Source organism: Tepidiforma sp. (genome assembly GCF_026419595.1).
In the GTDB taxonomy this organism is placed as follows: domain Bacteria; phylum Chloroflexota; class Dehalococcoidia; order Tepidiformales; family Tepidiformaceae; genus Tepidiforma.
In genome coordinates this window covers 1-21,179 of the sequence record NZ_JANZZD010000031.1, presented here as the reverse complement: position 1 = coordinate 21,179, position 21,179 = coordinate 1, and the positions used below count along the sequence as shown (strand labels likewise).

The window sequence follows — 21,179 nt, the reverse complement described above, 5'->3', positions numbered from 1 at the left end:
CACGAACCCGGACGGCACCATGCGGTTCCCGCCGGGCGTCGGCACCGGGCCGAAGGGTGACCCGAACAGCTACGAAAAGGTCCGCGCCCGCCGGATGCGCGCCGAGCGCCAGTTCAAGGAGCTGACCGAAAAGGGCGAGCCGATCCCGGACGACCTGGCGAAAACGCTCTACGAACTCGGCAGCGACCTCGCGCCCGGCGGCAGCATCTGGCAGACGCTCGCCGCCCAGGGCGGCGGCGGTGGCGCGGGCGCCGCAGCAGCCCCCCTCTCCGGGACGAACCCGGACGGCACCATGCGGTTCCCGCCGGGCGTCGGCACCGGGCCGAAGGGTGACCCGAACAGCTACGAAAAAGTCCGCGCCCGCCGGATGCGCGCCGAGCGCCAGTTCAAGGAGCTGACCGAAAAGGGCGAGCCGATCCCGGACGACCTGGCGAAAACGCTCTACGAACTCGGCAGCGACCTCGCGCCTGGCGGCAGCATCTGGCAGACCCTCGCCGGCCAGGGCGGCGGCGCGGCGGCCCCCGCGGCCGCTGGCGGCGGTTCGGCCGGCGGCGCGTGGACGCCCCCGCCGGGCGTCGGCACCGGTCCGAAAGGCGACCCGAACAGCTTCGAAAAAGTCCGCGCCCGCCGCATGCGCGCCGAGCGCCGCGCCCGCGAAGCGCTCGCGAAAGGCGAACCCATCCCCGAGGACGTCATCCAGACCATCAAAGAGCTGGGCGGCACCCTGCCGGAGGGCATCGAGTAATGGCGACCGAAGTCATCTGGTGGCTCTTCGCGCTCGGCATCATCGCCCTCTCCGCCGGCGTCGTCTTCTCCCGCTCCGTCATCCACTCCGCCATCTTCCTCATCGGCAGCCTGGCGGGCGTCGGCGTGATGTTCGTCATCCTCACCGTCGAGTTCCTCGCCCTCACCCAGTTCCTCATCTACGGCGGCGCGGTCACCGTGCTCGTCCTCCTCGCGCTCATGCTCACCCGCGCCGACCCGAGCGGCCGCGCGGAGAAGGTGAACGGTCCGCAGGCGCCGTTCGCACTCCTCGCCGGCATCGGCGTCGCCGCGGTGCTGCTCGTCGCCGCCCTCAGCACCGAATGGGCCGGCAACACCGAATCGCCGACCAACATCGCTATCGAAGCCATCAGCCAGCGGCTCTTCGAGGACTTCGGCCTCCCGTTCATCCTCGCCTCCGTCCTCTTGCTGGTAGCCCTCGTTGGGGCCATCATCGTCGCTCGGCAAGAGGAGGGCGAGTAGACCGATGGTGCCGCTGGAAAACTACCTCGCCCTCAGCGCAATCGTCTTCGCACTCGGCGTCTATGGCGTCCTCGCCCGGCGGAACGCCGTGATGATCCTCATGAGCGTCGAGCTCATGCTCAACGCGGTGAACATCAACTTCGTGGCGTTCGCCGCCTACCTCGACCCAGGTCGCATCGTCGGCGCCATCTTCGCCGTCTTCATCATCACCGTCGCCGCTGCCGAAGTCGGCCTCGCGCTCGCCATCGTCATCCGGCTCTTCCGGAACCGCGCGACCGCGAACGTCGACGAAGCAGCGACCATGAAGTGGTAAAAGGGGCCAGGACAACGCATGGGAGCTGAACAGGCCTGGGTGCTCGCCGCTATCCCGGCGGGCGTGTTTCTGGTGCTCGCGCTCTTCGGACGCGCCCTTCCGCGCGGGGGCGATTACCTCGGCGTCGCCGCCATCGCGTCGTCCTTCCTCCTCTTCTTCGTCGTCCTCGCCGACTTCCTCGATACCCCGGGGAAGCTCGGCCCCGTCGTCAACGATATCCAGTGGTCGAAAATCGGCGATACCTTCGACCTCCGCATGGGCATCTACGTCGACCCCATCACCATCGTGATGTTCGCGGTCGTCGTCACCGTCGCCCTGATGGTGAACATCTTCTCCATCGGCTACATGAAGGGTGAGCCGCGCTACCACTGGTTCTTCGCGGTCCTGCAGCTCTTCGCGGCCTCCATGCTCATGCTGGTGATGGCCGATAACCTCCTCCTCCTCTACATCTCGTGGGAGCTCGTCGGCGTCTGCTCCTTCCTCCTCATCGGCTTCTACTGGGAGAAGCGCTCCGCCACCGAGGCCGCAAAGAAAGCCTTCATCACCACCCGCATCGGCGATGTCGGCCTCCTCATCGGCATCATCCTCCTCTGGCGCGAAGGCGGCACCTTCAACATCCAGGAGCTCATCCACCTCGCCGAAGAAGGCCACTTCAGCCAGCCCTATCTCTTCACGGCCCTCGCCTTCATCTTCCTCGGCTGCATGGGCAAGAGCGCCCAGGTTCCCTTCCACGTCTGGCTTCCCGACGCCATGGAAGGCCCGACGCCCGTCTCCGCCCTCATCCACGCCGCCACGATGGTCGTCGCCGGCGTCTACCTCACCGCCCGGCTCCTGCCTATGTTCGAAGTCGCCGACGGCATGCTCCTCACCGTCACCATCGTCGGCCTCATCACGGCGCTTCTCACCGGCTTCATCGCCCTCGCCCAGACCGACATCAAGAAGGTGCTCGCCTACTCGACCGTCGGCCAGCTCGGCTTCATGTTCATCGCCCTCGGCGCCGGCGAGCCGGCCGTCGCCATGTTCCACCTGATGACGCACGCCTTCTTCAAGGCCCTCCTCTTCCTCGGCGCCGGCTCCGTCATCATCGGCACCCACCACAACCAGGAGATGGACCGGCTCGGCGGCCTCTGGAAGAAGATGCCGATCACCGGCACCACCTTCCTCATCGGCTCGCTCGCCCTCGCCGGCCTGCCGCCGCTCGCCGGCTTCTGGTCGAAGGACGAAATCTTCGTCGTGCTCGAACACAAGTGGGGCGCCTGGGCCGTCATCCTCCTCGGCATCAGCGCCGTGACGACCGCCTTCTACACCACCCGCCTCTTCATCCGCACCTTCATGGGCAAGCCGGCAGACCCCCACGTCTACGAACACACGCGCGAAACGCCGCCCGTCATGACCGGCCCGCTCGTTTTCCTCGCCTTCCTCGCCATCACCAGCGGCTTCGTCGTCTTCCACGAGGTCGGCAAGGCGCTCGGCTTCCCCGGCGGCATCACCGAGTTCATCTTCCTGCCGCACCACGGCCCGCACGAATACGAGCTGAAGTGGGGCTTTGCCGCCGCCTCGCTCGCCATGGCCGTCGTCGGCATCTTCTCCGCCGCCTGGATGTACTGGGGCAACGACCTCCGCCGCGCTACCGCCCTCGCGAACTGGCAGCCCCGCGTCTACGACATGCTCCGCCGCAAGTTCTACTTCGACGAGCTCTACCAGGGCATGATCGACCGCGGCGTCCTCGGCTTCAGCTACATCGTCTCGTGGTTCGACCGCTACGTCGTCAACGACACCGGCGTCGATGGCTCGGCGCAAATCACCGGCTTCACCGGCGGTGTTCTCAAATATCTCCAGACCGGCCGCGTCCCGAACTATGCCATGGCCGTCGCCCTCGGCGTCATCGGGCTCGCTCTCGCCGGCCTGGTGGTGAGGGGCTAATCGCATGACCTTCGACGAAGGCCAGGGCTACGTCGTCCTTGCCACGCTGGTGCTGCCGCTCGCGGCCGCGCTCATCCTCATCTTCACCCCCGGCTCCCAGAAGATGGCGGTCCGCTACATCTCCGCCGTCACGGGCGCCATCCTCGCCGCCCTCTCCATCTACATCTTCATCGCCTACCGGGTCGATGGCCCCGAAGCCCAGATGAACCTCAACTGGGCCTGGGTCGAAAACGTCGCTTTCCTCGGGCCGGGCGGCATCTCGCTCCGCCTCGCGGTCGATGGCATCTCCGCCCTCATGGCGCTCCTCACCGGCGTCGTCGCCTTCGCCGGCGCCCTCGCCAGCTGGAAAATCGAATACCGGAACAAAGACTTCTACATCCTCTACTGGATCCTCCTCGCCGGCGTCTACGGCACCTTCTTCGCCTACGACCTGTTCTTCTTCTTCTTCTTCTACGAACTCGCGGTCATGCCGCTCTACCTCCTCATCGGGGTCTGGGGCTCCACCCGGAAGGAGTACGGCGCCGCCAAGCTCACCCTCATGCTCGTCGGCGGCTCGGTGCTCATCTGGATCGGCATCTTCGCCGTGTTCCACCAGGCCGGCATCGGCACGTTCGACCTGCCTTCGCTCTGGGCCGCCGGCCAGGACGGCACCATCAGCGCCACCGCCCAGAAGGTCATCTTCCCGCTCATGGTCGTCGGCTGCGGCGTCCTCGCTGCCCTCTGGCCGTTCCACACATGGTCGCCCGACGGCCATATGTCCGCGCCCACCGCCGTCTCGATGGTGCACGCCGGCGTCCTCATGAAGCTCGGCGCCTTCGGCATCATCCGTCTCGGCATCCAGCTCCTGCCCGAAGGCGCCGCCTTCTGGATGCCGGCGCTCATGGTCCTCGGCACCATCGGCGCGGTCTACGGCGCGACTGCGGCGCTCACCCAGCGCGACTTCAAGCTCATCTCCGGCTACAGCTCGGTCAGCCACATGGGCTACGTGCTCATGGGCCTCGCCACCATGAACACCATCGGCATCACCGGCGCCGTCCTCCAGATGTTCTCCCACGGGGTGATGACCGCCCTCGTCTTCCTCATGATCGGCGCCCTCTACGACCAGGCGCACACGCGCGACATGAAGGAGTTCGGCGGCCTCGGGCGCGTGATGCCGCTCTGGGTCATCTTCTACGCCATCGCCGGCCTCGCGAACGTCGGCCTGCCCGGCTTCTCCGGTTTCACCGCCGAATTCCACATCTTCGTCGGCACCTTCCGCACCTACCCGGTCTTCGGCGCCCTCGCCATCTTCGCCGCGGCCCTCGCCGCCGCCTACATGCTCCGGATGTTCGCGACCGTCTTCTTCGGGCCGCTCAACCCGCACTGGAAAGACCTGAAGGACCTCACCCCGCTCGAGCGTCTCTCCGGCGCGATGCTCATCGCCTCCATCGTCATCATGGGCGTCTGGTGGGCCCCGTTCACCGAGCGGGTCGGCCACACCGTCACCCTCCTCCCGGGGGTCACTGGCTAAGATGCGCGACTACGCCCTCTTCATCCCCGAATACATCGCCTGCGGCGTCGCCCTGCTCGTCATCGCCATCGAGCTCTTCGCCCCGCGCGTCCGCAAAGACCTCCTCGCCTACCTCACCGCCCTCGGCGCCGTCGCCTGGTTCGCCGCCGGCCTCGCCTTCCTCGACCGCGACCCGAAGTCCTACCAGGGCCTCTTCATCAGCGACGACTTCACCGCCTTCTTCCGCCTGCTCGCCGCCGGCATCGTCTTCGTCGTCGCCCTCATGTCGGCCGAATACCTGAAGCGCCAGCGCGGCGTCGACCAGGGCGAGTTCTACGGCCTCCTCCTCGTCGCCGGCTCCGCGATGACCATCATGGCCGGCGCCACCGAGCTGCTCACCGCCTACCTCGCGCTCGAAGTTCTCTCCTTCTCGCTCTACATCCTCGTCGGCATCCTGAAGCGCGACCTCCGCTCCAACGAAGCCTCCCTCAAATACATCCTCCTCGGCGCCTTCTCGAGCGCCCTCTTCCTCTACGGCCTCTCGCTCGTCTACGGCACCGCCGGCACCACCTCCTACGCCGGCATCGCCGAGGCCTTCGCCGGCCGCGATTCCGGCCTCGACCCCGCCGTCGCCGTCGGCATGATGCTCATCCTCGCGGGCGTCGGCTTCAAAGTCTCCGCCGCGCCCTTCCACATGTGGGCGCCCGATGCCTACGAAGGCGCGCCGCTGCCCATCACCGCTTTCCTCTCGACGCTCTCGAAGGCGGCCGGCTTCGCCCTCATCCTCCGCCTCTTCTCCACCGTCTTCGTCACCGACGCGGAGAGCTGGCGCTGGGCCTTCCTCGCCCTCGCCGCCATCACCATGACGGTCGGCAACCTCATCGCCATCCAGCAGAAGAACCTCAAGCGCCTCGTCGCCTACTCCTCCATCGGCCAGGTCGGCTACATGCTCATCAGCATCGCCGCCCTCGGCTACGGCGACGCCCAGGTCGGGCTCAACGCGACGAGCGGCCTTCTCGTCCACCTCGTCGGCTACATCGTCACCACGCTCGCGCTCTTCTCCGCCCTCACCGCGGCCGTGAACCGCACCGGCAGCGAAGAGATCGCCGGCCTCCGCGGCCTCGCCGAGACGCAGCCGTTCCTCGCCCTCGTCATCACCGCCTCCCTCTTCTCCTTCGCCGGCCTGCCGTTCTTCGCCGGCTTCGCCACCAAGCTCTTCATGCTCCAGGGCGCCACGACCGACGAAACCATCTGGATCGTCGCGCTCGCCGTCCTCAACAGCTTCATCAGCCTCTACTACTACCTCATGGTCATCCGCCAGATGTACCTCTTCGACCCCGTCGGCGAAACCGTCCGCTTCCGGGTCCAGCCGGTGCTCTGGGGCCTCGCGGCCATCCTCCTCCTCGGCATCCTCTTCATCGGCATGTACCCCGGCCCGGCGTTCGAATTCTCCGAGCAGGCCGCGAAGCCGCTCTTCGAAACCGCCTCCGCAGCAGCCAGCGCGCGCGTCCAGGCCCCCTGAGGCGAACGGCAGGGCTCAGCCTGGGCGCGCCCCGTTACCCCGCCTTGCCGCGCCTTGCCCAATCCGCGCTACACTGGGCATAGCATGCCCAAGCTCGGCTTCCTCAACCGCATCCTCGGCGATTCCAACGAGCGGGAACTGAAACGGCTCCAGCACATCGTCGACGACATCAACGCACTCGGCCCGGACATCGCCGCCCTCTCCGATGAGGCGCTCGCGGCGAAGACCGCCGAGTTCGAACAGCGCCTCGCCGACGGCGAAACCCTCGACGACATCCTCCCCGAAGCCTTCGCCGTCAGCCGCGAAATGGCCGCCCGCAAAGTCGGTGAGCGCCCCTACGACGTGCAGCTCATGGGCGGCATCGTCCTCCACGAAGGCCGCATCGCCGAGATGAAGACCGGCGAAGGCAAGACGCTCACCGCCGTCGCCCCCGTCTACCTCAACGCCCTCGCCCGCCGCGGCGTCCACGTCGTCACCGTCAACGACTACCTCGCCCGCCGCGACGCCGCGTGGTACGGCCCCGTCTACCACGCCCTCGGCATGACCGTCGGCGTCATCCAGAACGCCGGCATCTCCTTCATGTACGAACCCGGCTACGCGCCCGAGACCGAAGGCCCCGCCACCGGCTACAAGGACCTTCGCCCCGCCACCCGCAAAGAGGTCTACCAGGCCGACATCACCTACGGCACGAACAACGAGTTCGGCTTCGACTACCTGCGCGACAACATGGTCCGCGAATGGGGCGATAAGGCGCAGCGCGAGCTCTACTTCGCCATCGTCGACGAGGTCGACAACATCCTCATCGATGAAGCGCGCACCCCGCTCATCATCAGCGGCCAGGCCGAAGAAGCGAGCGCCACCTACGTCAAATTCGCACGCGCCGTCAAAGGCCTCCGCGAAGATGTCGACTACATCGTCGACCACAAGGCGAAGCACATCGCCCTCACCGAAGAAGGCATCGAGCGCGTCGAGCGCGCCCTCGGCATCGCCAACATCTTCGAAGGCGACCCCCGCCTCGCCCGCCACCTCGAAGCCGCCCTCGATGCCGAATACCTCAAGCGCATCGACCGCGACTACGTCGTCCGCGACGGCGAAATCATCATCGTCGACGAATTCACCGGCCGCCTCATGCCCGGCCGCCGCTGGAGCCACGGCATCCACCAGGCCGTCGAAGCCAAAGAAGGCGTGCCCATCCAGCGCGAATCCATCACCTACGCCACCATCACCTTCCAGAACCTCTTCCGCCTCTACGAAAAGCTCGCCGGCATGACCGGCACCGCCGAAACCGAGGCCGAAGAGTTCCACAAGATCTACGGCCTCGACGTCGTCGTCATCCCCACCCACCGGCCGATGATCCGCGAGGACTACCCGGACGTCGTCTACATCAACGAGCGCGCCAAGTTCAACGCCGTCGTCGCCGAGATCGAAGAGCTCCACACCGCCGGCCGGCCCGTCCTCGTCGGCACCACCTCCATCGAGAAGTCCGAGTACCTCTCCAGCCTCCTCACCCGCAAGGGCATCCCCCACGAAGTCCTCAACGCCAAGCACCACGAGCGCGAAGCCCAGATCGTCGCCCTCGCCGGCCAGCGCGGCGCCGTCACCATCGCCACCAACATGGCCGGCCGCGGCACCGACATCAAGCTCGGCCCTGGCGTCGCCGAGCTCGGCGGTCTCCACGTCATCGGCACCGAACGCCACGAATCCCGCCGCATCGACAACCAGCTCCGCGGCCGCGCCGGCCGCCAGGGCGACCCCGGCTCCTCCCGCTTCTTCGTCTCCTTCGGCGACGACATCATGAAGCGCTTCGCACCCGACTGGGTCCCCGGCATGATGCAAAAGCTCGGCATGACCGAGGACATGCCCCTCGAATCGCGCATGGTCACCAAAGCGATCGAGCAGGCCCAGCAGAAAGTCGAAGGCCACAACTTCGATATCCGCAAGCGGCTCGTCGAGTTCGACGACGTCATCAACGAGCACCGCAAGCAGATCTACTCCCAGCGCGACAAAATCCTCCAGGGCGTCGATACCCGCGCGAACGTCCTCGAAGAGATGCTCTTCCGCGAAATCGAGCGCATCACCGAGAACGTCAACCCCCAGGATTTCGAATCGCTCGAACTCGCTCACTCCGAACTCCGCGAAATCTTCCTCCCCGAAGACCTCCCCTCCGTTGAAGAGATGGCCGAGCTCGGCGACGAACTCACCGACGAGCTCCTCGACCGCGCCGAAGACCGCTACGAACAGATGGAGCAGGCCATCGGCGAAGAGAACATGCGCAAGGTCGAGCACTGGCTCCTGCTCGAGGCCATCGATACCCACTGGCGCGAACACCTCACCGCCATCGAAGAGCTCCGCCAGAGCATCGGCCTCCAGGCCTACGCCCAGGTCGACCCCCTCGTCGCCTTCAAGCGCGAAGGCCACGACATGTACCAGCAGCTCGTCCAGAACATCCGCCGGCAGGTGGCGCGCACCATCTTCAAGGTGCGCATCGTCCAGCAGCCTGCGCCTGCGCCTGCCCCGGCCGAGGCGAACGGTGCCGCCTCCGCGGCCCCCGCGCCCGCGCCGGCCGCGAAGGCTGCGCCCGTCCTCGCGAAGCCGACCGGCCCCAGCGAACAGGAGATCCGCACCCTCGGCGCGGCCCCCCAGCGCGGAGGGCAGGGCAAAGGCAGCACCGCCGCCAAGCGCCGGAAGCTCATCCGCTGATGGGCGCTCTCGCCGACCTCGGCCTCTCCACGGCCGACGGCCCCATCATGCTCGTCTCCGCGCCTGATTCGGTCCTCGCCGAGGCCTCCCGCATGAAGCCGCGGCCCGCCTTCGCCAGCACCATCCTCACCGCCGAGCCGACGCCCCGCATCCTCTGGTGGCCCGAGCGCGCCCACCTCGACCCCGCCGTGCTCAGCCGCCTCGCCTGGATGACCTCCGTCGCCCGCGGCGAAGCCTGGCTCATCCTCGACCCCGCCGAGCCCGAATCGCCCGCCAGCGCCGAGCTCCAGCCCCTCCTCGGCGCCGCTTCCCTCGCCCTCGTCGAAGAGCGCCCCATCGGCAGGGGCGAGATCGCCCTCCGCGTCCGCCCTGCCGCCGCCCAGCGCTGAGCCCCGCGCCGTCCTCTGCTACAGTTCCCCCCACACCCCCGCGCGAGCAGCCCCACGCCCCATGAGCAAGGACAAAGCGAAGAAGTCGGCCAAGAAGAAGCAGAAACAGCAGCAGCCCGAGGCGAACCCCACCACCCTCCTCCGGTCCGAACCCCTGCCCCCCATCGAAGGGCCCGGCCGCGCCATGGTCATCATGGCCCACCCCGATGACGCCGATTTCCTCTGCGCCGGCACCGTCGCGAAGTGGTGCGCCGAGGGCTGGGAAGTCGTCTACGTCGTCGTCACCAGCGGCGACAAGGGCACCCACGACCCCGCCATGCACCCCGAAAAGCTCGCCGCCATCCGCGAAGAAGAGCAGCGCGAAGCCTGCCGCGTCCTCGGCGTCAAAGAGTGCATCTTCCTCGGCTACCCCGACGGCTTCACCAGCGAGAGCGCCGAGCTCCGCGGCCAGATCGTCCGCCTCCTCCGCCTCTACCGGCCCGACGTTGTCATCACCTGGGACGCCTTCCGCGGAACCTTCAACCACCGCGACCACCGGAACGTCGGCCAGGCCACCATGGACGCCATCTACCCCATCGTCCGCGACCGCCTCTTCTACCAGCACCACGAGCACGAAGGCCTCGAAAGCCACCAGGTCAACGAAGTCCTCCTCGCCGGCGCCGAAAAACCCGACTACGCCGTCGACATCACCGACTACTGGGAGACGAAGATCGCGGCCATCCTCTGCCACACCAGCCAGCTCGGCGGCCGCACGCGCGAGGACTTCCTCCGCGACCGCGCCGAGCGCGAGAAGCGCGAACCTGGCAAGCCGATCGAAGAGCGGTTCCGCCGCTGGAGCATCCGGCGGCCGCCCCGCATGCCGCAGCAGGCGCAGGCCGGTGCCGAGCCCCGCCCGAAACCCCAGCGCGCCGCCGGCTAGCCGCCGCTACCGCTGCCGCACCACCCCGGCAGCCAGCAGCGCCGCAATCCGCTCCTCGGCGAAGCCGCACTCCCGCAGCACCTCGGCCGAATGTTCGCCCACCAGGGGCGACCGCCGCGGGTAGCCGTTCGGCATCTCCGGGAACCAGCCGAGCAGCCGCGGCCCGCGAATCGGCCCCAGCTCCGGGTGGTCGAAATCCTCGAAGTAGCCCGAGGCGTGCAGCCACGGGTCCTCGAACAGCTCCTCCGCCGAGAGCGCCGGCGCCGCCGGCACGCCGCGCGTCAGCAGCCGGTCCAGCGCCTCCGCCCGCGGCATCCCGGCCAGTGCCCCCGCGATGCGCTCCGCCAGCGGGCTCGTCACCGGCTCCCGCAGCGCCTGCTCCGCCAGCCAGCCCCCTGCCCATTCCGGGTGGCCGAGCGCCGCGCACACCGCATGGAACTGCTCCGGCTTCGCGGCCGCGATGAGCAGCCAGCCGTCCGCGCAGCGGTAATACCGGTTCAGCGCCGAGAGCCCGAGCAGGTCGAGCCCGCCCTTCGGGTTCGCCGGCCGCCCCTCGTACCACGTCACCTCGCCCGAGAGCGTCAGGATGCTCTGGTTCGCGAGGCAGGTCGTCACCTCCTGCCCCTCGCCCGTCACCTCCCGCGCCGCCAGCGCCGCCACCACCCCGAACGCCGCCATCATCGCGCTCGCCGTGTCGTTCACCGGGATCTGGTAGAAGACCGGCTCATCGTCGCCGCCCTGCAGCGCCATCAGCCCGCTCCGCGCCTGCACCAGCGGGTCGAACCCCGGGTCCTGCGCCAGCGGCCCCTCCGGCCCGTAGCCCGTCACCGAACAGCTGATGATGCGGGGGTTCACCGCCCGCAGCGCCGCGTAGTCGATGCCGAGCCGCTCCCGCACGCCGAGCCGGTAGTTGTCGAGCACCACGTCACTCACCTTCACCAGCTCGAAGAACGCCTCCCGCCCCTCCGGCCGCTTCAGGTCGATGGCGAGGCTCCGCTTCCCCCGGTTGTAGCCCACGAAGCCGAGCCCGTACGTCCGGAACGGGTCGCCCTCCAGCGGCTCCACCTTGATCACGTCCGCGCCCCAGTTCGCGAGGATCGTCGGCGCGTACGTCCCGGCGATGAATGCGCCGAGGTCCAGCACCCGCACGCCCGCGAGCGGCCCGCCCGGCTGCGGCGCGGCGTTCCCGCCCTGCACCCGCGCGTGCGGCCCGATCTCCTCCGCCCGCGCCGGCTGCGGCAGGTGGCGCACCCCGCCCGGCGTCGCGCTCAGCTTCACCGGCACGCCCGGCATCACCACCTTCCCCAGCTGTTCGTGCTCCAGCTCCACCCGCATCCCGTTCGCGCGCACCGTCTCGCTCGCGAACCACTCATCGATCGTGCCCACCGGCCCGCGCGGCACGCCCGCCGCGTGGAGGATGTCGAGCCACTCCTGCCGCGGCTTCTCCTTGAACCGCGCCTCCAGCGCCTCGATCACCTGCTGGTTGATGCCCGGCTTCAGCAGGTTGGTGAATTCGCCCTCCACGCCCTCGAGCGCCATCAGATGGAGCATGTCCGTCGCCTCGAGCGCCTTCAAGAAGAACTGCGGCGTCAGCGTGCCGAGGAAAAACCACTTCCCATCCGCGCATTCGTACAGGCGGTAGTTCGGCACCCCGCCCCGGCTGCCGCGGCCGCCCAGCCGGAACATCTCGCCTGCCCGGATCGTGCCCCCGCTCTCCACCGCCGCCACCCCGTGGAGCCCGCTCACGATCAGCTCCTGCCCGCGGCCCGTCCGCAGCTTCGCGTAAAGCGCGCTCGCGATCGCCCCTGCGCCGAGCATCGCCTGCCCGTAGTGGACCTGCGGCGTGACGAGGTACGTCGGCCGGTCCTCGTAGCTCATCTGCAGCCACGCGACCCCCGAAACGGCCTCGAGCAGCCCCTCATCCGGCGGCAGCTGGCTCCAGCGCCCGAGGGGGGAGTAGGGCGGAAACCATGCGTGCACCAGGGCGGGGTCGGTGCCTCGCACGGAAACGGTGTCGAGGCCGCTCCGCTCCAGCTCCCCCGGTGTCCAGTCGAACACGGCAGCATCGGCAGTGGCAAGGAGCTCCCGAGCGGCAGTTAGGCCCTCAAACTGGTGGAGATCGAGGGTCACCACCCGCTTGTTCCGGTTCCAGCACCAGTAGCCCGGGTGTCCTTTCGCCCGGTCGCCCCCCGGCGGCTCCACCTTGATGACCTCGGCGCCGAAGTCGGCGAGCAGCATCGTCGCCATCGGCCCCGCAATCCCCTGGCAGAAATCGATCACCCGGAAACCGCTGAACGCACTCATGGCCCGGAACTATAGCCCGCCCGCCGCGAACCGGCACCGCACCCCGTCCGCCCCCTCCTCGTCCCCCCGCTGCCCCTCCGGCCGCCCCGCGCGCGGCCGACGATCCCGGCAGGAGCCGCCCCGCGGTGCGCATCGTCGAATCCGCCGACCTGCCGCTCGCTGCCTTCCAGCGCAGCCTCGAAGCCCGCGCGGCCGAGGCCCGGGAGGCGCTCGCCCGCCTCGCGAGCGCGCCGCCCGGCGCCACCGCGCCCGCCGCACCGTTCGCCGATGCCGTCACCCTCTCGCCGGAAGCCCGCGCCGCCTACCAGCAGCTCCTCCGCGAGCCGCCCGACCTCGCCGCGCTCGCCCGGCTCCTCCGCGAGGCCCTCCGGCAGCCCGCCGATGCGGCCGCCTTCCGCGCGCTGCAGGCCGCGCTCGCACGTGCCGGCGTCCCGGCGTCCAGCCTGCCCGCCGCGCCCGGCCAGCTCGCGGCGCTGCTTGCCGCGCTCCGCGCTGCCGTCCCCGCCCTCGCGGCCGACCCGGCTGCCGCGCACCTCGCCGCGGCCTGGCTCCTCGCCGGCGGCCCCCGGCCCGGGCTCGAACTTCCGCCCGCGCTCCTCTCGCTGCTCGCCGAACCGCCCCCGCGCCGCCGCGAGCCGCCCCGCCGGAAGGCCGCCCGGCCCGCGCCTCGACAGCGATAGCCAAAAATTTGTACAGTCCGCCCAGCATCCCGCCGGGAGGCCCCTCCGCATGAACGTCACCTGGGCCGAACTCCAGCCCGAGTTCGATAGCATCACCCGCCGCGTGGTCTGGGCCGTCGTCACCACCGTCGATACCCGCGGCCGCCCCCGCTCCCGCATCCTCCACCCCATCTGGGACGGCCACGTCGGCTGGATCGCCACCTCGCCCCGCTCCCTCAAGGCGAAGCACATCGCCGCCAACCCGTACGTCGCCGTCGCCTACTGGGACCAGCAGCACGAGCAGGTCTACGCAGAGTGCCGCGCCAGCTGGGATGACTCCCTCGAACGGAAGCAGTGGCTCTGGGAGCTGTTCAAGACGACGCCCCCGCCGCTCGGCTACGACCCCGGCATGCTCTGGGCTGGCGGCCCGGCCGACCCCACCTTCGGCGCCCTCCGGCTCGACCCCTTCCGCGTCGAAGTCTCGCGCCTCAGCGAGGTGATGACCGGCAAGCCGCCGCGCATCTGGCGGCCGTCGCACGGCTAGCTGCCGGCGGCCGCCCCCCGCTCCCGCGCTTCGAAGGCCGCCAGCATCTCAGCGCCCATCGCCGGCAGGTCCGGCTCCCGCTCGCCCCGGTACACCCCCGCCGCCACCTGCCGCCAGAGATCCAGCACCGCGGCGAGCTGCTCCCGGTAGAAGATCGCGTACGCCCCGGCCAGCGTCTCGAGCCGCTCGCCGAGAGCCGCCGCGTCGGCCTCGCCCGCCCGCGTCGCCTGCCACGCGAGGCTCGTGCCCATGTGCTCCCACGGCCAAGCCAGCACCGTGTGCTCCCGGTCCGCCAGCGCCGCCTTGAAGCCGTCTGCCGTCCGCCGCGCCACCACGCCCGCCTCCTCCCGCAGCGCCGGCCGCAGGATGTCGGCCCGCCGGAACGCCTCCGGCCGCGCGAACGCCGCCCCGCACACCAGCGAGGCCGCGTTGCTGCACGCCCGCTCCAGCTTCTGGAACGGCATTGCGCCGGCTGGCTCGTCCCCCGCGAACTGCGCCAGCAGCCACGCCCCGAAGCTCGCCGGCTTCGCCGTCTCCGCCGGGGACGCTGCCTGCCGCCGGAACCATCTCATGCTCCCATTGTCGGCCGCCGGCCCGCCGCGGCGCACACGGCCCCGGACCCTATCGAAGAACGCCATACCGCTGATGCGGCCGCTCCGCTCCGAGGGCCATCCGGCCGTCCGGCGGGTACCCCTGCGGCCGTACCGCGTCCCCGCAGCCCGTTCTTAGCATGAGCTCGAATCACGCGGCGGCGAACTCAGGGCGTCCGCCGCGTTCGCTCGCCTTCATCCTTGCGTGGAGCGTTGCCCTTGCACGGCAAACATCTCATCAGCGTCGCCCTCCTCTGGGCCGGCCTCACCGCCGTCGGCGAGCTCCTCGTCTTCGCCGACCTCTTCCCCACCGTCGGGTCTCACGAAGCCGAGGACTTCGACAGCATCTTCCGCTTCCTCCTCATCCTCGGCATTCCCGTCTTCACCTTCGTCATCGCCGTCGTGACCTACGCCGCCCTCACCTGGCGCATCCGCGGCGAGGCGCCCGACGGCGATGGCCCGCCCATCCGCGGCCACGGCTGGATTCCCCGCATCTGGCTCGCCATCACCGCCGGGCTCGCCATCTTCGTCATGATTCACCCCGGCCTCACCGGCCTCGCCAAGCTCCAGTCCAGCGCCACCGCCTACGGCTGGGGCAAAGAAGAGGCCGACCTCGAAATCAACGTCACCGCCTTCATGTGGCAGTGGACGTTCGACTACCCGGACGGCACCCAGGTGACGATTTCGAAGGGCGGCGAAGTCGTCATCCCCGTCGACAAGTACGTGAAGTTCAACGTCAACTCCATCGACGTCGTCCACTCGCTCTGGATTCCCGCCTTCCGCATGAAGATCGACGCCGTCCCCGGCCGCACCACCTTCATGACCGTCCACCCCACCAAACTCGGCGACTACCGCGACGACCAGTCCTACCGCGTCCAGTGCGCCGAACTCTGCGGGCTCGACCACGGGAAGATGTGGCTCCCGGTCCGCGTCGTCACCGAATCCGAATTCGAGGCATGGCTCGCCAGCCTCAAGAGCCAGGGGAACTAGCACATGTACGCAGTCAAATCCGTCGCAGGCGCCGCAGGCCTCGGCCTCATCGGCTTCTACCTCGGTCTCGGCATCGTCGCCGTCCTCCGCTGGCTGTTCGGCTACCCCGACGCCTGGGGCGGCGAAATCAACATCATCGGCGGCTGGGTGCTCGGCGTCTTCCTCTGGCTCATGGGCATCGGCATGTGGGGCATGTGGGGCCGCGAATGGTTCGGCCTCAAGACCTACCAGCGCAACCTCCCCGGCTGGCAGCGCTACTTCACCTTCAATACCGACCATAAGGTCATCGGCATCCAGTACCTCGTCACCTTCATGGTCGTCTTCTTCCTCGCCGGCGCCCTCGCCATGCTCATGCGCGCCGAGCTCGCCCAGAGCGGCAACCAGTTCCTCTCCAACAGCCAGTACAACGGCACCATGGGCCTCCACGGCATCCTCATGGTCGCCGTCGCCGTCGCGGCCGTCATCGGCGGCATCGGCAACTACGCCGTCCCGCTCATGATCGGCGCCCAGGATATGGCCTTCCCCCGCCTCAACGCCCTCACCTTCTGGCTCGTCCCGCCCGTCGCCGTCGGCCTCCTCGCCACCCCCTTCCTCGGCGGCATCGAACACGGCTGGACGGCCTACCCGCCGCTCGCCGTCTTCACCAACAGCTCCCAGGTCCTCTTCTCCCTCTCCATCATCACCTTCGGCCTCACCTCCATCCTCGGCGCGCTCAACTTCATCGTCACCATCATCTACATGCGCGCGCCGGGGCTCACGTGGGGCCGGCTCCCCATCTTCGTCTGGTCCATGTTCGCCACCTCATGGATCGCCCTCCTCTACACCCAGGGCTTCGCCGCCGCCCTTCTCCTCATCCTCCTCGACCGGCTCGGCTTCTCCTTCTTCGAAGCCTCCACCGGCGGCGACCCGCTCCTCTACCAGCACGTCTTCTGGTTCTACTCCCACCCGGCCGTCTACATCATGGTCCTGCCGGGCTTCGGGCTCGCCCTCGAAATCATCGCCCACTTCTCCCGCAAGCCGCTCTTCGCCTACAAGTACGCCGTCGCCGCCTTCCTCGGCATCCTCGGCCTCAGCGGCGTCGTCTGGGCCCACCACATGTTCACCTCCGGCATGCCCAACTACCTCCACGGGCCCTTCCTCGTCGCCACTGAGCTCATCTCCATCCCCACCGGCCTCATCTTCCTCTCCGCCCTCGGCACCATCTGGCTCGGCCGCCTCTGGCTCAAGCCGCCGATGCTCTTCGCCCTCGCCGTCATCTTCAACTTCGCCTGCGGCGGCGTGACCGGCATCTTCCTCGCCGACGTCCCCACCGACATCCACCTCCAGGACACCTACTTCGTCGTCGCCCACTTCCACTACACCATCGTCGGCGGCGAAATCTTCGCCCTCTTTGCGGCCATCTACTACTACTTCCCGAAGATGACCGGCCGCATGTACAACGAACGGCTCGCCAGGCTCCACTTCTGGTGGATGTTCATCGGCTTCAACGCCACCTTCTTCCTCATGCACCTCCCCGGCATCAAAGGCATGAACCGCCGCATCGCCGACTTCCAGTCCGAACTCGACCCCATCAACCTCGCCGTCAGCCTCGCCGGCTTCTTCCTCGGCGCCTCCTTCCTCGTCTTCATCTGGAACATGGTCTACAGCTGGGTCCGCGGCCCCGTCGCCGAGGCGAACCCCTGGCAGGTGCGCACCCTCGAATGGCAGACCACCTCGCCGCCGCCGCACGAGAACTTCCCCGCCCCGCCCGTCGTCCGCGGCGGCCCCTACGACTACGGCGTCCCCGGCTCCATCCACGCCACCTTCCCCTCCGCCCCCTCGGCCGGCTTCGCCGGCGCGCCCGCGGGCGGCGGCCAGTAAGGAGACCGCACCATGCGCAAGCCCATGCAGACCGGCCTCATCGTTGCCGCAATCCTCGCCGTTCTCACCATCACCGAATACCTCTTCGCCACCCACGTCGAGGACGACCTCGTCCGCTTCCTCGGCATCACCGTCTCGGCGCTCGGGAAGGCCGTCCTCATCATCTACTACTTCATGCACATCTACCGCCTCTGGCGGCCCCAGGAGGCCCACTAAATGGCGCTCGCGACCGCACACCAGGAAGCTGCCCACGCCCCCGCGCACAACCACCTCGCCATCAACCGCGCCGGGCTCTGGCTCTTCTTCTTCTCCGAAACCATCCTCTTCGGCCTCCTCCTCAGCGCCCGCTTCTACCTCGAAGGCATCCACCGCGAAGAGCTCAACCAGGCGCTCGGCCTCCTCATCACCGTCATCCTCCTCCTCAGCTCCGTCACCGCCTACACCGCCGAGACGGCCATCGAGCACGACAACAAGAAGGTCGCCAGCTGGTACCTCTTCTTCACCATCGTGCTCGGCCTCGTCTTCGCAGGCGGCGTCGCCTACGAATGGTCCATCGCCCACTTCCACCGCGACGAAGCCTTCGGCTCCATCTTCTTCACCATGACGGGCATCCACGCCACCCACGTCATCACCGGCGTGTTCATGCTCATCCTCGTCTGGGCCCAGGCCCTGCGCGGCCGCTACAGCTCGAAGAACCCCTGGGCCGTCAGCGCCGTCGTCATGTACTGGCACTTCGTCGACGTCGTCTGGGTCTTCTACTACCCGGCCCTCTACCTCACCAAATAACCCCCGCTCACCGGAGAAGCCGCCGATGCGCCAGCTCGCTCGCCCCTGGGTGCGCCAGCTCCTCCTCTGGACGCTCGGCGGCTTCGTCGTCGGCTGGCTCGTCAGCCTCCTCTGGTGGTCCATGCTCGTCCCCAACACCCCGGACCCCGTCGAGGAGATCACCATCCCGCCCGGCGCCGCCGACCTCGTCGCCCGCGGCTTCCGGGTGCCCGGCGTCCCCTCCGTCATCCGCGCCGGCGAAAGCGGCACCGTCCGCATCATCAACAACGACACCGCCGAGCACTTCCTCGCCGGCAACCTCATCCGCCCGGGCACCATCGCCGATATCCGCCCCGGCCCGGCCGAGGGGCAGATCGCCTGCTCCTTCCACCCCGGCGGCGTCATCGGCTACCAGCTCGATGCCCGCCCGCCCATCACCGTCACCTTCATCCCCGCCGCCATCCTCGGCGTCCCGTTCGGCATCGCCTTCGGGGTCGCTGCCATCGTCGCCCGCCGGCTCGGCGACGAACCCGCCGAACCCTCCCCCGCCTGAGTCCTCGAACCGAATCCGCCCGCCGGAGAACATCGTGTCCGAACCGCCGCTCGCCGGCTCCCCTCCACGTTTCGAAGGGCGCCGTGTCGTGCTGGAACCCCTCCATCCCGGGAAGCTCAGCGCTTCCGTCCGCGAGCTTTTCCTCGCCTGCAGCGAGCGCGTTCGTCGCGGAGCCGACCCCGATTCGGCCTGGGCTCATTCCGCGTCCGCAGTGGCGGCAGGAGAGTGTCTCGCATGGACGATTTCCTGCGGAACCGGCGAACCAGTCGGCCTGGCGTGGCTCGCGCCGGGTCGGCACCTCGGGGGCGTCGGCGGTCCGGTGGCCGCGGCACTCGGCATCGGCTGGCGGAACGGTCATCGGCCGCCCACCTCCTGTGTCACCGAGGTGATTCATCTCCTCGGTGGGTACGCATTCGATAGCTGCGCGGTGCATGCGCTGACCGTGAGGTTGCCGGAGACCGGCAAGGAGCCGGCAACCTCTGCCGCCCCCATCCTCCGCGGCGAGTGGCCAGCCCTCCGCGCCTCCCTCCAGGCCCGCCTCGCCGGCTGACGCCCCCGCGCGTCATCCCGCTCACATGGTCCGCGCAGCCGCCCCCGCCCGGCCGCGCAAGTGGCCCTATGGCCAGACCCCCGTTCGTCCTACACTCAGGACCACACACCTGTCGCACAGGAGCAGCGCACCATGTCCCAGGCACAAACCGGCACGTGGGCAGTCAAAGTCGGCCTCGCCCAGATGCTCAAGGGCGGCGTCATCATGGATGTCGTCACCCCCGAACAGGCGAAAATCGCCGAAGAAGCCGGCGCCTGCGCCGTCATGGCCCTCGAACGCGTCCCCGCCGACATCCGCCGCGACGGCGGCGTCGCCCGTATGAGCGACCCCGAAATCATCTACCGCATCATGGAAGCCGTCACCATCCCCGTGATGGCCAAGGCCCGCATCGGCCACTTCGTCGAAGCCGAAGTCCTCCAGGCCATCGGCATCGACTACATCGACGAATCCGAAGTCCTCACCCCCGCCGACGAATCCCACCACATCGACAAGCACCAGTTCAAAGTCCCCTTCGTCTGCGGCGCCCGCAACCTCGGCGAAGCCCTCCGCCGCATCGGCGAAGGCGCCGCCATGATCCGCACCAAGGGCGAGGCCGGCACCGGCGATATCGTCGAGGCCGTCCGCCACATGCGCGCCGTCCAGGACGAAATCCGCCGGCTCACCACCCTCGCCGACGACGAGGTCTACACCGTCGCCAAGGAGCTCGGCGCCCCGCTCGAACTCGTCCAGCAGGTCAAGCGCGAAGGCCGCCTGCCCGTCGTCAACTTCGCCGCCGGCGGCGTGGCCACCCCCGCCGATGCCGCGCTCATGATGCGCCTCGGCGCCGATGGCGTCTTCGTCGGCTCCGGCATCTTCAAGTCCGAAAACCCGCCCGCCGTCGCGAAGGCCATCGTCGAAGCCACCACCCACTACCAGGATCCGGAGGTCATCGCCCGCGTCAGCCGCGGCCTCGGCAAGGCGATGCCCGGCATCTCCGTCAGCTCCCTCGGCGAAAAGGAGCTCCTCGCCACCCGCGGCTGGTAGCCGGTCCGCGCGCCGTGTCCACCCGCGCCGAACGGTACGCCCACCGCATCGAGGCCCAGGCCGAGGCCCTCTTCCGGCGCATCGTGCTCGCCCCGCCGGGCTCGTGGCACCGCCGCGAGCCTGGCGGCTGGTCGCCGTCAGTCACCGTCGCCCACATCTGCGAATTCCTCCCCTACTGGTCGAGCCGCCTCGCCGTCCTCGCCTCGAACCCCGGCAGCAGCTGGGGCCGCCCCGAAGACGACCCCGACCGGCTCGCCGGCATCGAGCCCGGCGCCCTGCTCGAACCGCCCGCCGCCTGCGAACGCCTCCACCGCGTCGCCGCCGCCGCCAGCGCCGCCATCCGCGCCCTGCCCGAAGCGGCGCTTGACGTGCCGCTGCGCCACGTCTCCGGCGACCCCGCCCTCGGCACCCTCGAGGCGCTCATCGATCGCGCCCTCTGCAGCCACCTCGAAGCCCACCACGCCCAGCTCCGCCGCCTCCTCGCCCGGCCCCCTTCCCCCACCCCCGTCGCCCCGCCCCGGGTTGAAGGTTGAAGGTTGGAGGTTGACGAATCCGGCTACCACCGTACGCTCTCTCCCAACTCCCAACTCCCAACTCCCAACTCCCAACTTCGTCGTCGCGGGGCTCCGTCCCCGCGGAGGGCCGGGAGGCCCACCCGAACGCTCGCATTCACCGCCCTCCCGGTTCCCGGGTTCGAGGTTGAAGGTTGGAGGTTGGAGGTTGGAGGTTGACGAATCCGGGGGTCACCGCACACTCCCTCCCCCCCCCCCCCCCCCCCCCCCCCCCCCCCCCCCCCCCCCCCCCCCCCCCCCCCTCCCCCCGCCCCCCCCCCCCCCCCCCC

General features: G+C 69.1%; 21 protein-coding genes (1 of these 21 running past the window's edge). 19 read left to right on the top strand and 2 right to left on the bottom strand.

The genetic code is table 11. The features are described from left to right. From N2041_RS12685 to N2041_RS12645, 9 genes are all read left to right on the top strand, one after another. On the top strand, positions 1 to 745 hold the end of the coding sequence (locus N2041_RS12685) for an NADH-quinone oxidoreductase subunit I (RefSeq protein ID WP_297678947.1). Its footprint begins 965 nt before the window's first position; the window shows 745 of its 1,710 coding nt (coding positions 966-1,710); its start codon lies beyond the left edge, outside the window; its stop codon occupies positions 743 to 745. Then, positions 745 to 1,245, top strand: a complete 501-nt coding sequence (locus N2041_RS12680) for an NADH-quinone oxidoreductase subunit J (RefSeq protein ID WP_297678946.1) — start codon at positions 745 to 747, stop codon at positions 1,243 to 1,245. Before N2041_RS12685 ends, N2041_RS12680 begins: the two co-directional genes overlap by 1 nt. A gap of 4 nt (positions 1,246 to 1,249) precedes the next feature. After that, positions 1,250 to 1,558 carry an NADH-quinone oxidoreductase subunit NuoK gene (gene nuoK / locus N2041_RS12675; RefSeq protein WP_270057663.1) on the top strand — a complete coding sequence of 103 codons (309 nt, stop codon included), beginning with the start codon at positions 1,250 to 1,252 and terminating at the stop codon, positions 1,556 to 1,558. Positions 1,559 to 1,576: 18 nt separating this feature from the next. Continuing rightward, the gene (nuoL, locus tag N2041_RS12670; protein WP_297678945.1) at positions 1,577 to 3,481 is read left to right on the top strand and encodes an NADH-quinone oxidoreductase subunit L; all 1,905 of its coding nucleotides are present in this window, start codon (positions 1,577 to 1,579) and stop codon (positions 3,479 to 3,481) included. 4 nt (positions 3,482 to 3,485) lie between these two features. Continuing rightward, entirely contained in the window at positions 3,486 to 4,991 is a 1,506-nt protein-coding gene (locus tag N2041_RS12665) for a NuoM family protein (protein WP_297678944.1), read from the top strand. A 1-nt stretch (position 4,992) separates the two neighbouring features. Continuing rightward, positions 4,993 to 6,492, top strand: a complete 1,500-nt coding sequence (locus tag N2041_RS12660) for an NADH-quinone oxidoreductase subunit N (RefSeq protein WP_297678943.1) — start codon at positions 4,993 to 4,995, stop codon at positions 6,490 to 6,492. An 84-nt stretch (positions 6,493 to 6,576) separates the two neighbouring features. Next, positions 6,577 to 9,192 carry a preprotein translocase subunit SecA gene (locus N2041_RS12655; protein WP_297678942.1) on the top strand — a complete coding sequence of 872 codons (2,616 nt, stop codon included), beginning with the start codon at positions 6,577 to 6,579 and terminating at the stop codon, positions 9,190 to 9,192. After that, positions 9,192 to 9,581: a hypothetical protein gene (locus N2041_RS12650; RefSeq protein WP_297678941.1), complete on the top strand. Its 390-nt coding sequence runs from the start codon at positions 9,192 to 9,194 to the stop codon at positions 9,579 to 9,581. The genes N2041_RS12655 and N2041_RS12650 overlap by 1 nt, the downstream gene beginning before the upstream one ends. Positions 9,582 to 9,642: 61 nt before the next feature. Beyond that, the gene (locus N2041_RS12645; protein WP_297678940.1) at positions 9,643 to 10,500 is read left to right on the top strand and encodes a PIG-L deacetylase family protein; all 858 of its coding nucleotides are present in this window, start codon (positions 9,643 to 9,645) and stop codon (positions 10,498 to 10,500) included. A 6-nt stretch (positions 10,501 to 10,506) separates the two neighbouring features. Here N2041_RS12645 and N2041_RS12640 read toward each other — a convergent pair whose 3' ends face one another. Then, a complete protein-coding gene (locus tag N2041_RS12640) occupies positions 10,507 to 12,804 on the bottom strand; it encodes a CoA transferase (RefSeq protein ID WP_297678939.1) in 2,298 nt (765 codons plus the stop codon). Positions 12,805 to 12,929: 125 nt separating this feature from the next. On the opposite strand from N2041_RS12640, the gene N2041_RS12635 reads away from it, so the two are divergent. Beyond that, positions 12,930 to 13,484: a hypothetical protein gene (locus tag N2041_RS12635; RefSeq protein ID WP_297678938.1), complete on the top strand. Its 555-nt coding sequence runs from the start codon at positions 12,930 to 12,932 to the stop codon at positions 13,482 to 13,484. Positions 13,485 to 13,533: 49 nt separating this feature from the next. Next, positions 13,534 to 14,007, top strand: coding sequence for a pyridoxamine 5'-phosphate oxidase family protein (locus tag N2041_RS12630; RefSeq protein ID WP_297678937.1), 474 nt, complete (start codon positions 13,534 to 13,536; stop codon positions 14,005 to 14,007). Here the strand turns inward: N2041_RS12630 and N2041_RS12625 are convergent. Continuing rightward, positions 14,004 to 14,579, bottom strand: a complete 576-nt coding sequence (locus tag N2041_RS12625) for a hypothetical protein (RefSeq protein WP_297678936.1) — start codon at positions 14,577 to 14,579, stop codon at positions 14,004 to 14,006. The two genes, N2041_RS12630 and N2041_RS12625, sit on opposite strands and share 4 nt — an antisense overlap. A gap of 237 nt (positions 14,580 to 14,816) precedes the next feature. Between N2041_RS12625 and N2041_RS12620 the strand changes: the two genes are divergently transcribed. The 8 genes from N2041_RS12620 (at position 14,817) to N2041_RS12585 (ending at position 20,871) form a co-directional block, all read left to right on the top strand. Beyond that, a complete protein-coding gene (locus N2041_RS12620) occupies positions 14,817 to 15,587 on the top strand; it encodes a cytochrome c oxidase subunit II (RefSeq protein WP_297678935.1) in 771 nt (256 codons plus the stop codon). Between the two features lie 3 nt (positions 15,588 to 15,590). Continuing rightward, positions 15,591 to 17,447, top strand: a complete 1,857-nt coding sequence (locus tag N2041_RS12615) for a cbb3-type cytochrome c oxidase subunit I (protein WP_297678934.1) — start codon at positions 15,591 to 15,593, stop codon at positions 17,445 to 17,447. A 12-nt stretch (positions 17,448 to 17,459) separates the two neighbouring features. Next, entirely contained in the window at positions 17,460 to 17,663 is a 204-nt protein-coding gene (locus N2041_RS12610; protein ID WP_297678933.1) for a cytochrome C oxidase subunit IV family protein, read from the top strand. Then, a complete protein-coding gene (locus N2041_RS12605) occupies positions 17,664 to 18,233 on the top strand; it encodes a cytochrome c oxidase subunit 3 (protein WP_297678932.1) in 570 nt (189 codons plus the stop codon). A gap of 25 nt (positions 18,234 to 18,258) precedes the next feature. Then, the gene (locus N2041_RS12600; RefSeq protein ID WP_297678931.1) at positions 18,259 to 18,765 is read left to right on the top strand and encodes a hypothetical protein; all 507 of its coding nucleotides are present in this window, start codon (positions 18,259 to 18,261) and stop codon (positions 18,763 to 18,765) included. Positions 18,766 to 19,084: 319 nt separating this feature from the next. Further along, positions 19,085 to 19,315 (top strand): hypothetical protein, encoded by a 231-nt coding sequence (locus N2041_RS12595; protein WP_297678930.1) that lies wholly within the window; start codon positions 19,085 to 19,087, stop codon positions 19,313 to 19,315. 132 nt (positions 19,316 to 19,447) lie between these two features. Beyond that, positions 19,448 to 20,338 carry a pyridoxal 5'-phosphate synthase lyase subunit PdxS gene (gene pdxS, locus N2041_RS12590; protein ID WP_297678929.1) on the top strand — a complete coding sequence of 297 codons (891 nt, stop codon included), beginning with the start codon at positions 19,448 to 19,450 and terminating at the stop codon, positions 20,336 to 20,338. A 14-nt stretch (positions 20,339 to 20,352) separates the two neighbouring features. Beyond that, entirely contained in the window at positions 20,353 to 20,871 is a 519-nt protein-coding gene (locus tag N2041_RS12585) for a DinB family protein (protein WP_297678928.1), read from the top strand. Positions 20,872 to 21,179: the final 308 nt, after the last annotated feature.

Excerpts from the sequence above, each read along its gene's own strand:
- N2041_RS12640 (WP_297678939.1), bottom strand. The coding sequence starts at position 12,804 with ATGAGTGCGTTCAGCGGTTTCCGGGTGATCGATTTCTGCCAGGGGATT.
- N2041_RS12615 (WP_297678934.1), top strand. The coding sequence starts at position 15,591 with ATGTACGCAGTCAAATCCGTCGCAGGCGCCGCAGGCCTCGGCCTCATC.
- N2041_RS12605 (WP_297678932.1), top strand. The coding sequence starts at position 17,664 with ATGGCGCTCGCGACCGCACACCAGGAAGCTGCCCACGCCCCCGCGCAC.
- N2041_RS12665 (WP_297678944.1), top strand. The coding sequence starts at position 3,486 with ATGACCTTCGACGAAGGCCAGGGCTACGTCGTCCTTGCCACGCTGGTG.
- nuoL (WP_297678945.1), top strand. The coding sequence starts at position 1,577 with ATGGGAGCTGAACAGGCCTGGGTGCTCGCCGCTATCCCGGCGGGCGTG.
- N2041_RS12625 (WP_297678936.1), bottom strand. The coding sequence starts at position 14,579 with ATGAGATGGTTCCGGCGGCAGGCAGCGTCCCCGGCGGAGACGGCGAAG.
- N2041_RS12630 (WP_297678937.1), top strand. The coding sequence starts at position 13,534 with ATGAACGTCACCTGGGCCGAACTCCAGCCCGAGTTCGATAGCATCACC.
- N2041_RS12610 (WP_297678933.1), top strand. The coding sequence starts at position 17,460 with ATGCGCAAGCCCATGCAGACCGGCCTCATCGTTGCCGCAATCCTCGCC.
- N2041_RS12680 (WP_297678946.1), top strand. The coding sequence starts at position 745 with ATGGCGACCGAAGTCATCTGGTGGCTCTTCGCGCTCGGCATCATCGCC.
- nuoK (WP_270057663.1), top strand. The coding sequence starts at position 1,250 with ATGGTGCCGCTGGAAAACTACCTCGCCCTCAGCGCAATCGTCTTCGCA.
- pdxS (WP_297678929.1), top strand. The coding sequence starts at position 19,448 with ATGTCCCAGGCACAAACCGGCACGTGGGCAGTCAAAGTCGGCCTCGCC.
- N2041_RS12655 (WP_297678942.1), top strand. The coding sequence starts at position 6,577 with ATGCCCAAGCTCGGCTTCCTCAACCGCATCCTCGGCGATTCCAACGAG.
- N2041_RS12600 (WP_297678931.1), top strand. The coding sequence starts at position 18,259 with ATGCGCCAGCTCGCTCGCCCCTGGGTGCGCCAGCTCCTCCTCTGGACG.
- N2041_RS12660 (WP_297678943.1), top strand. The coding sequence starts at position 4,993 with ATGCGCGACTACGCCCTCTTCATCCCCGAATACATCGCCTGCGGCGTC.
- N2041_RS12650 (WP_297678941.1), top strand. The coding sequence starts at position 9,192 with ATGGGCGCTCTCGCCGACCTCGGCCTCTCCACGGCCGACGGCCCCATC.
- N2041_RS12645 (WP_297678940.1), top strand. The coding sequence starts at position 9,643 with ATGAGCAAGGACAAAGCGAAGAAGTCGGCCAAGAAGAAGCAGAAACAG.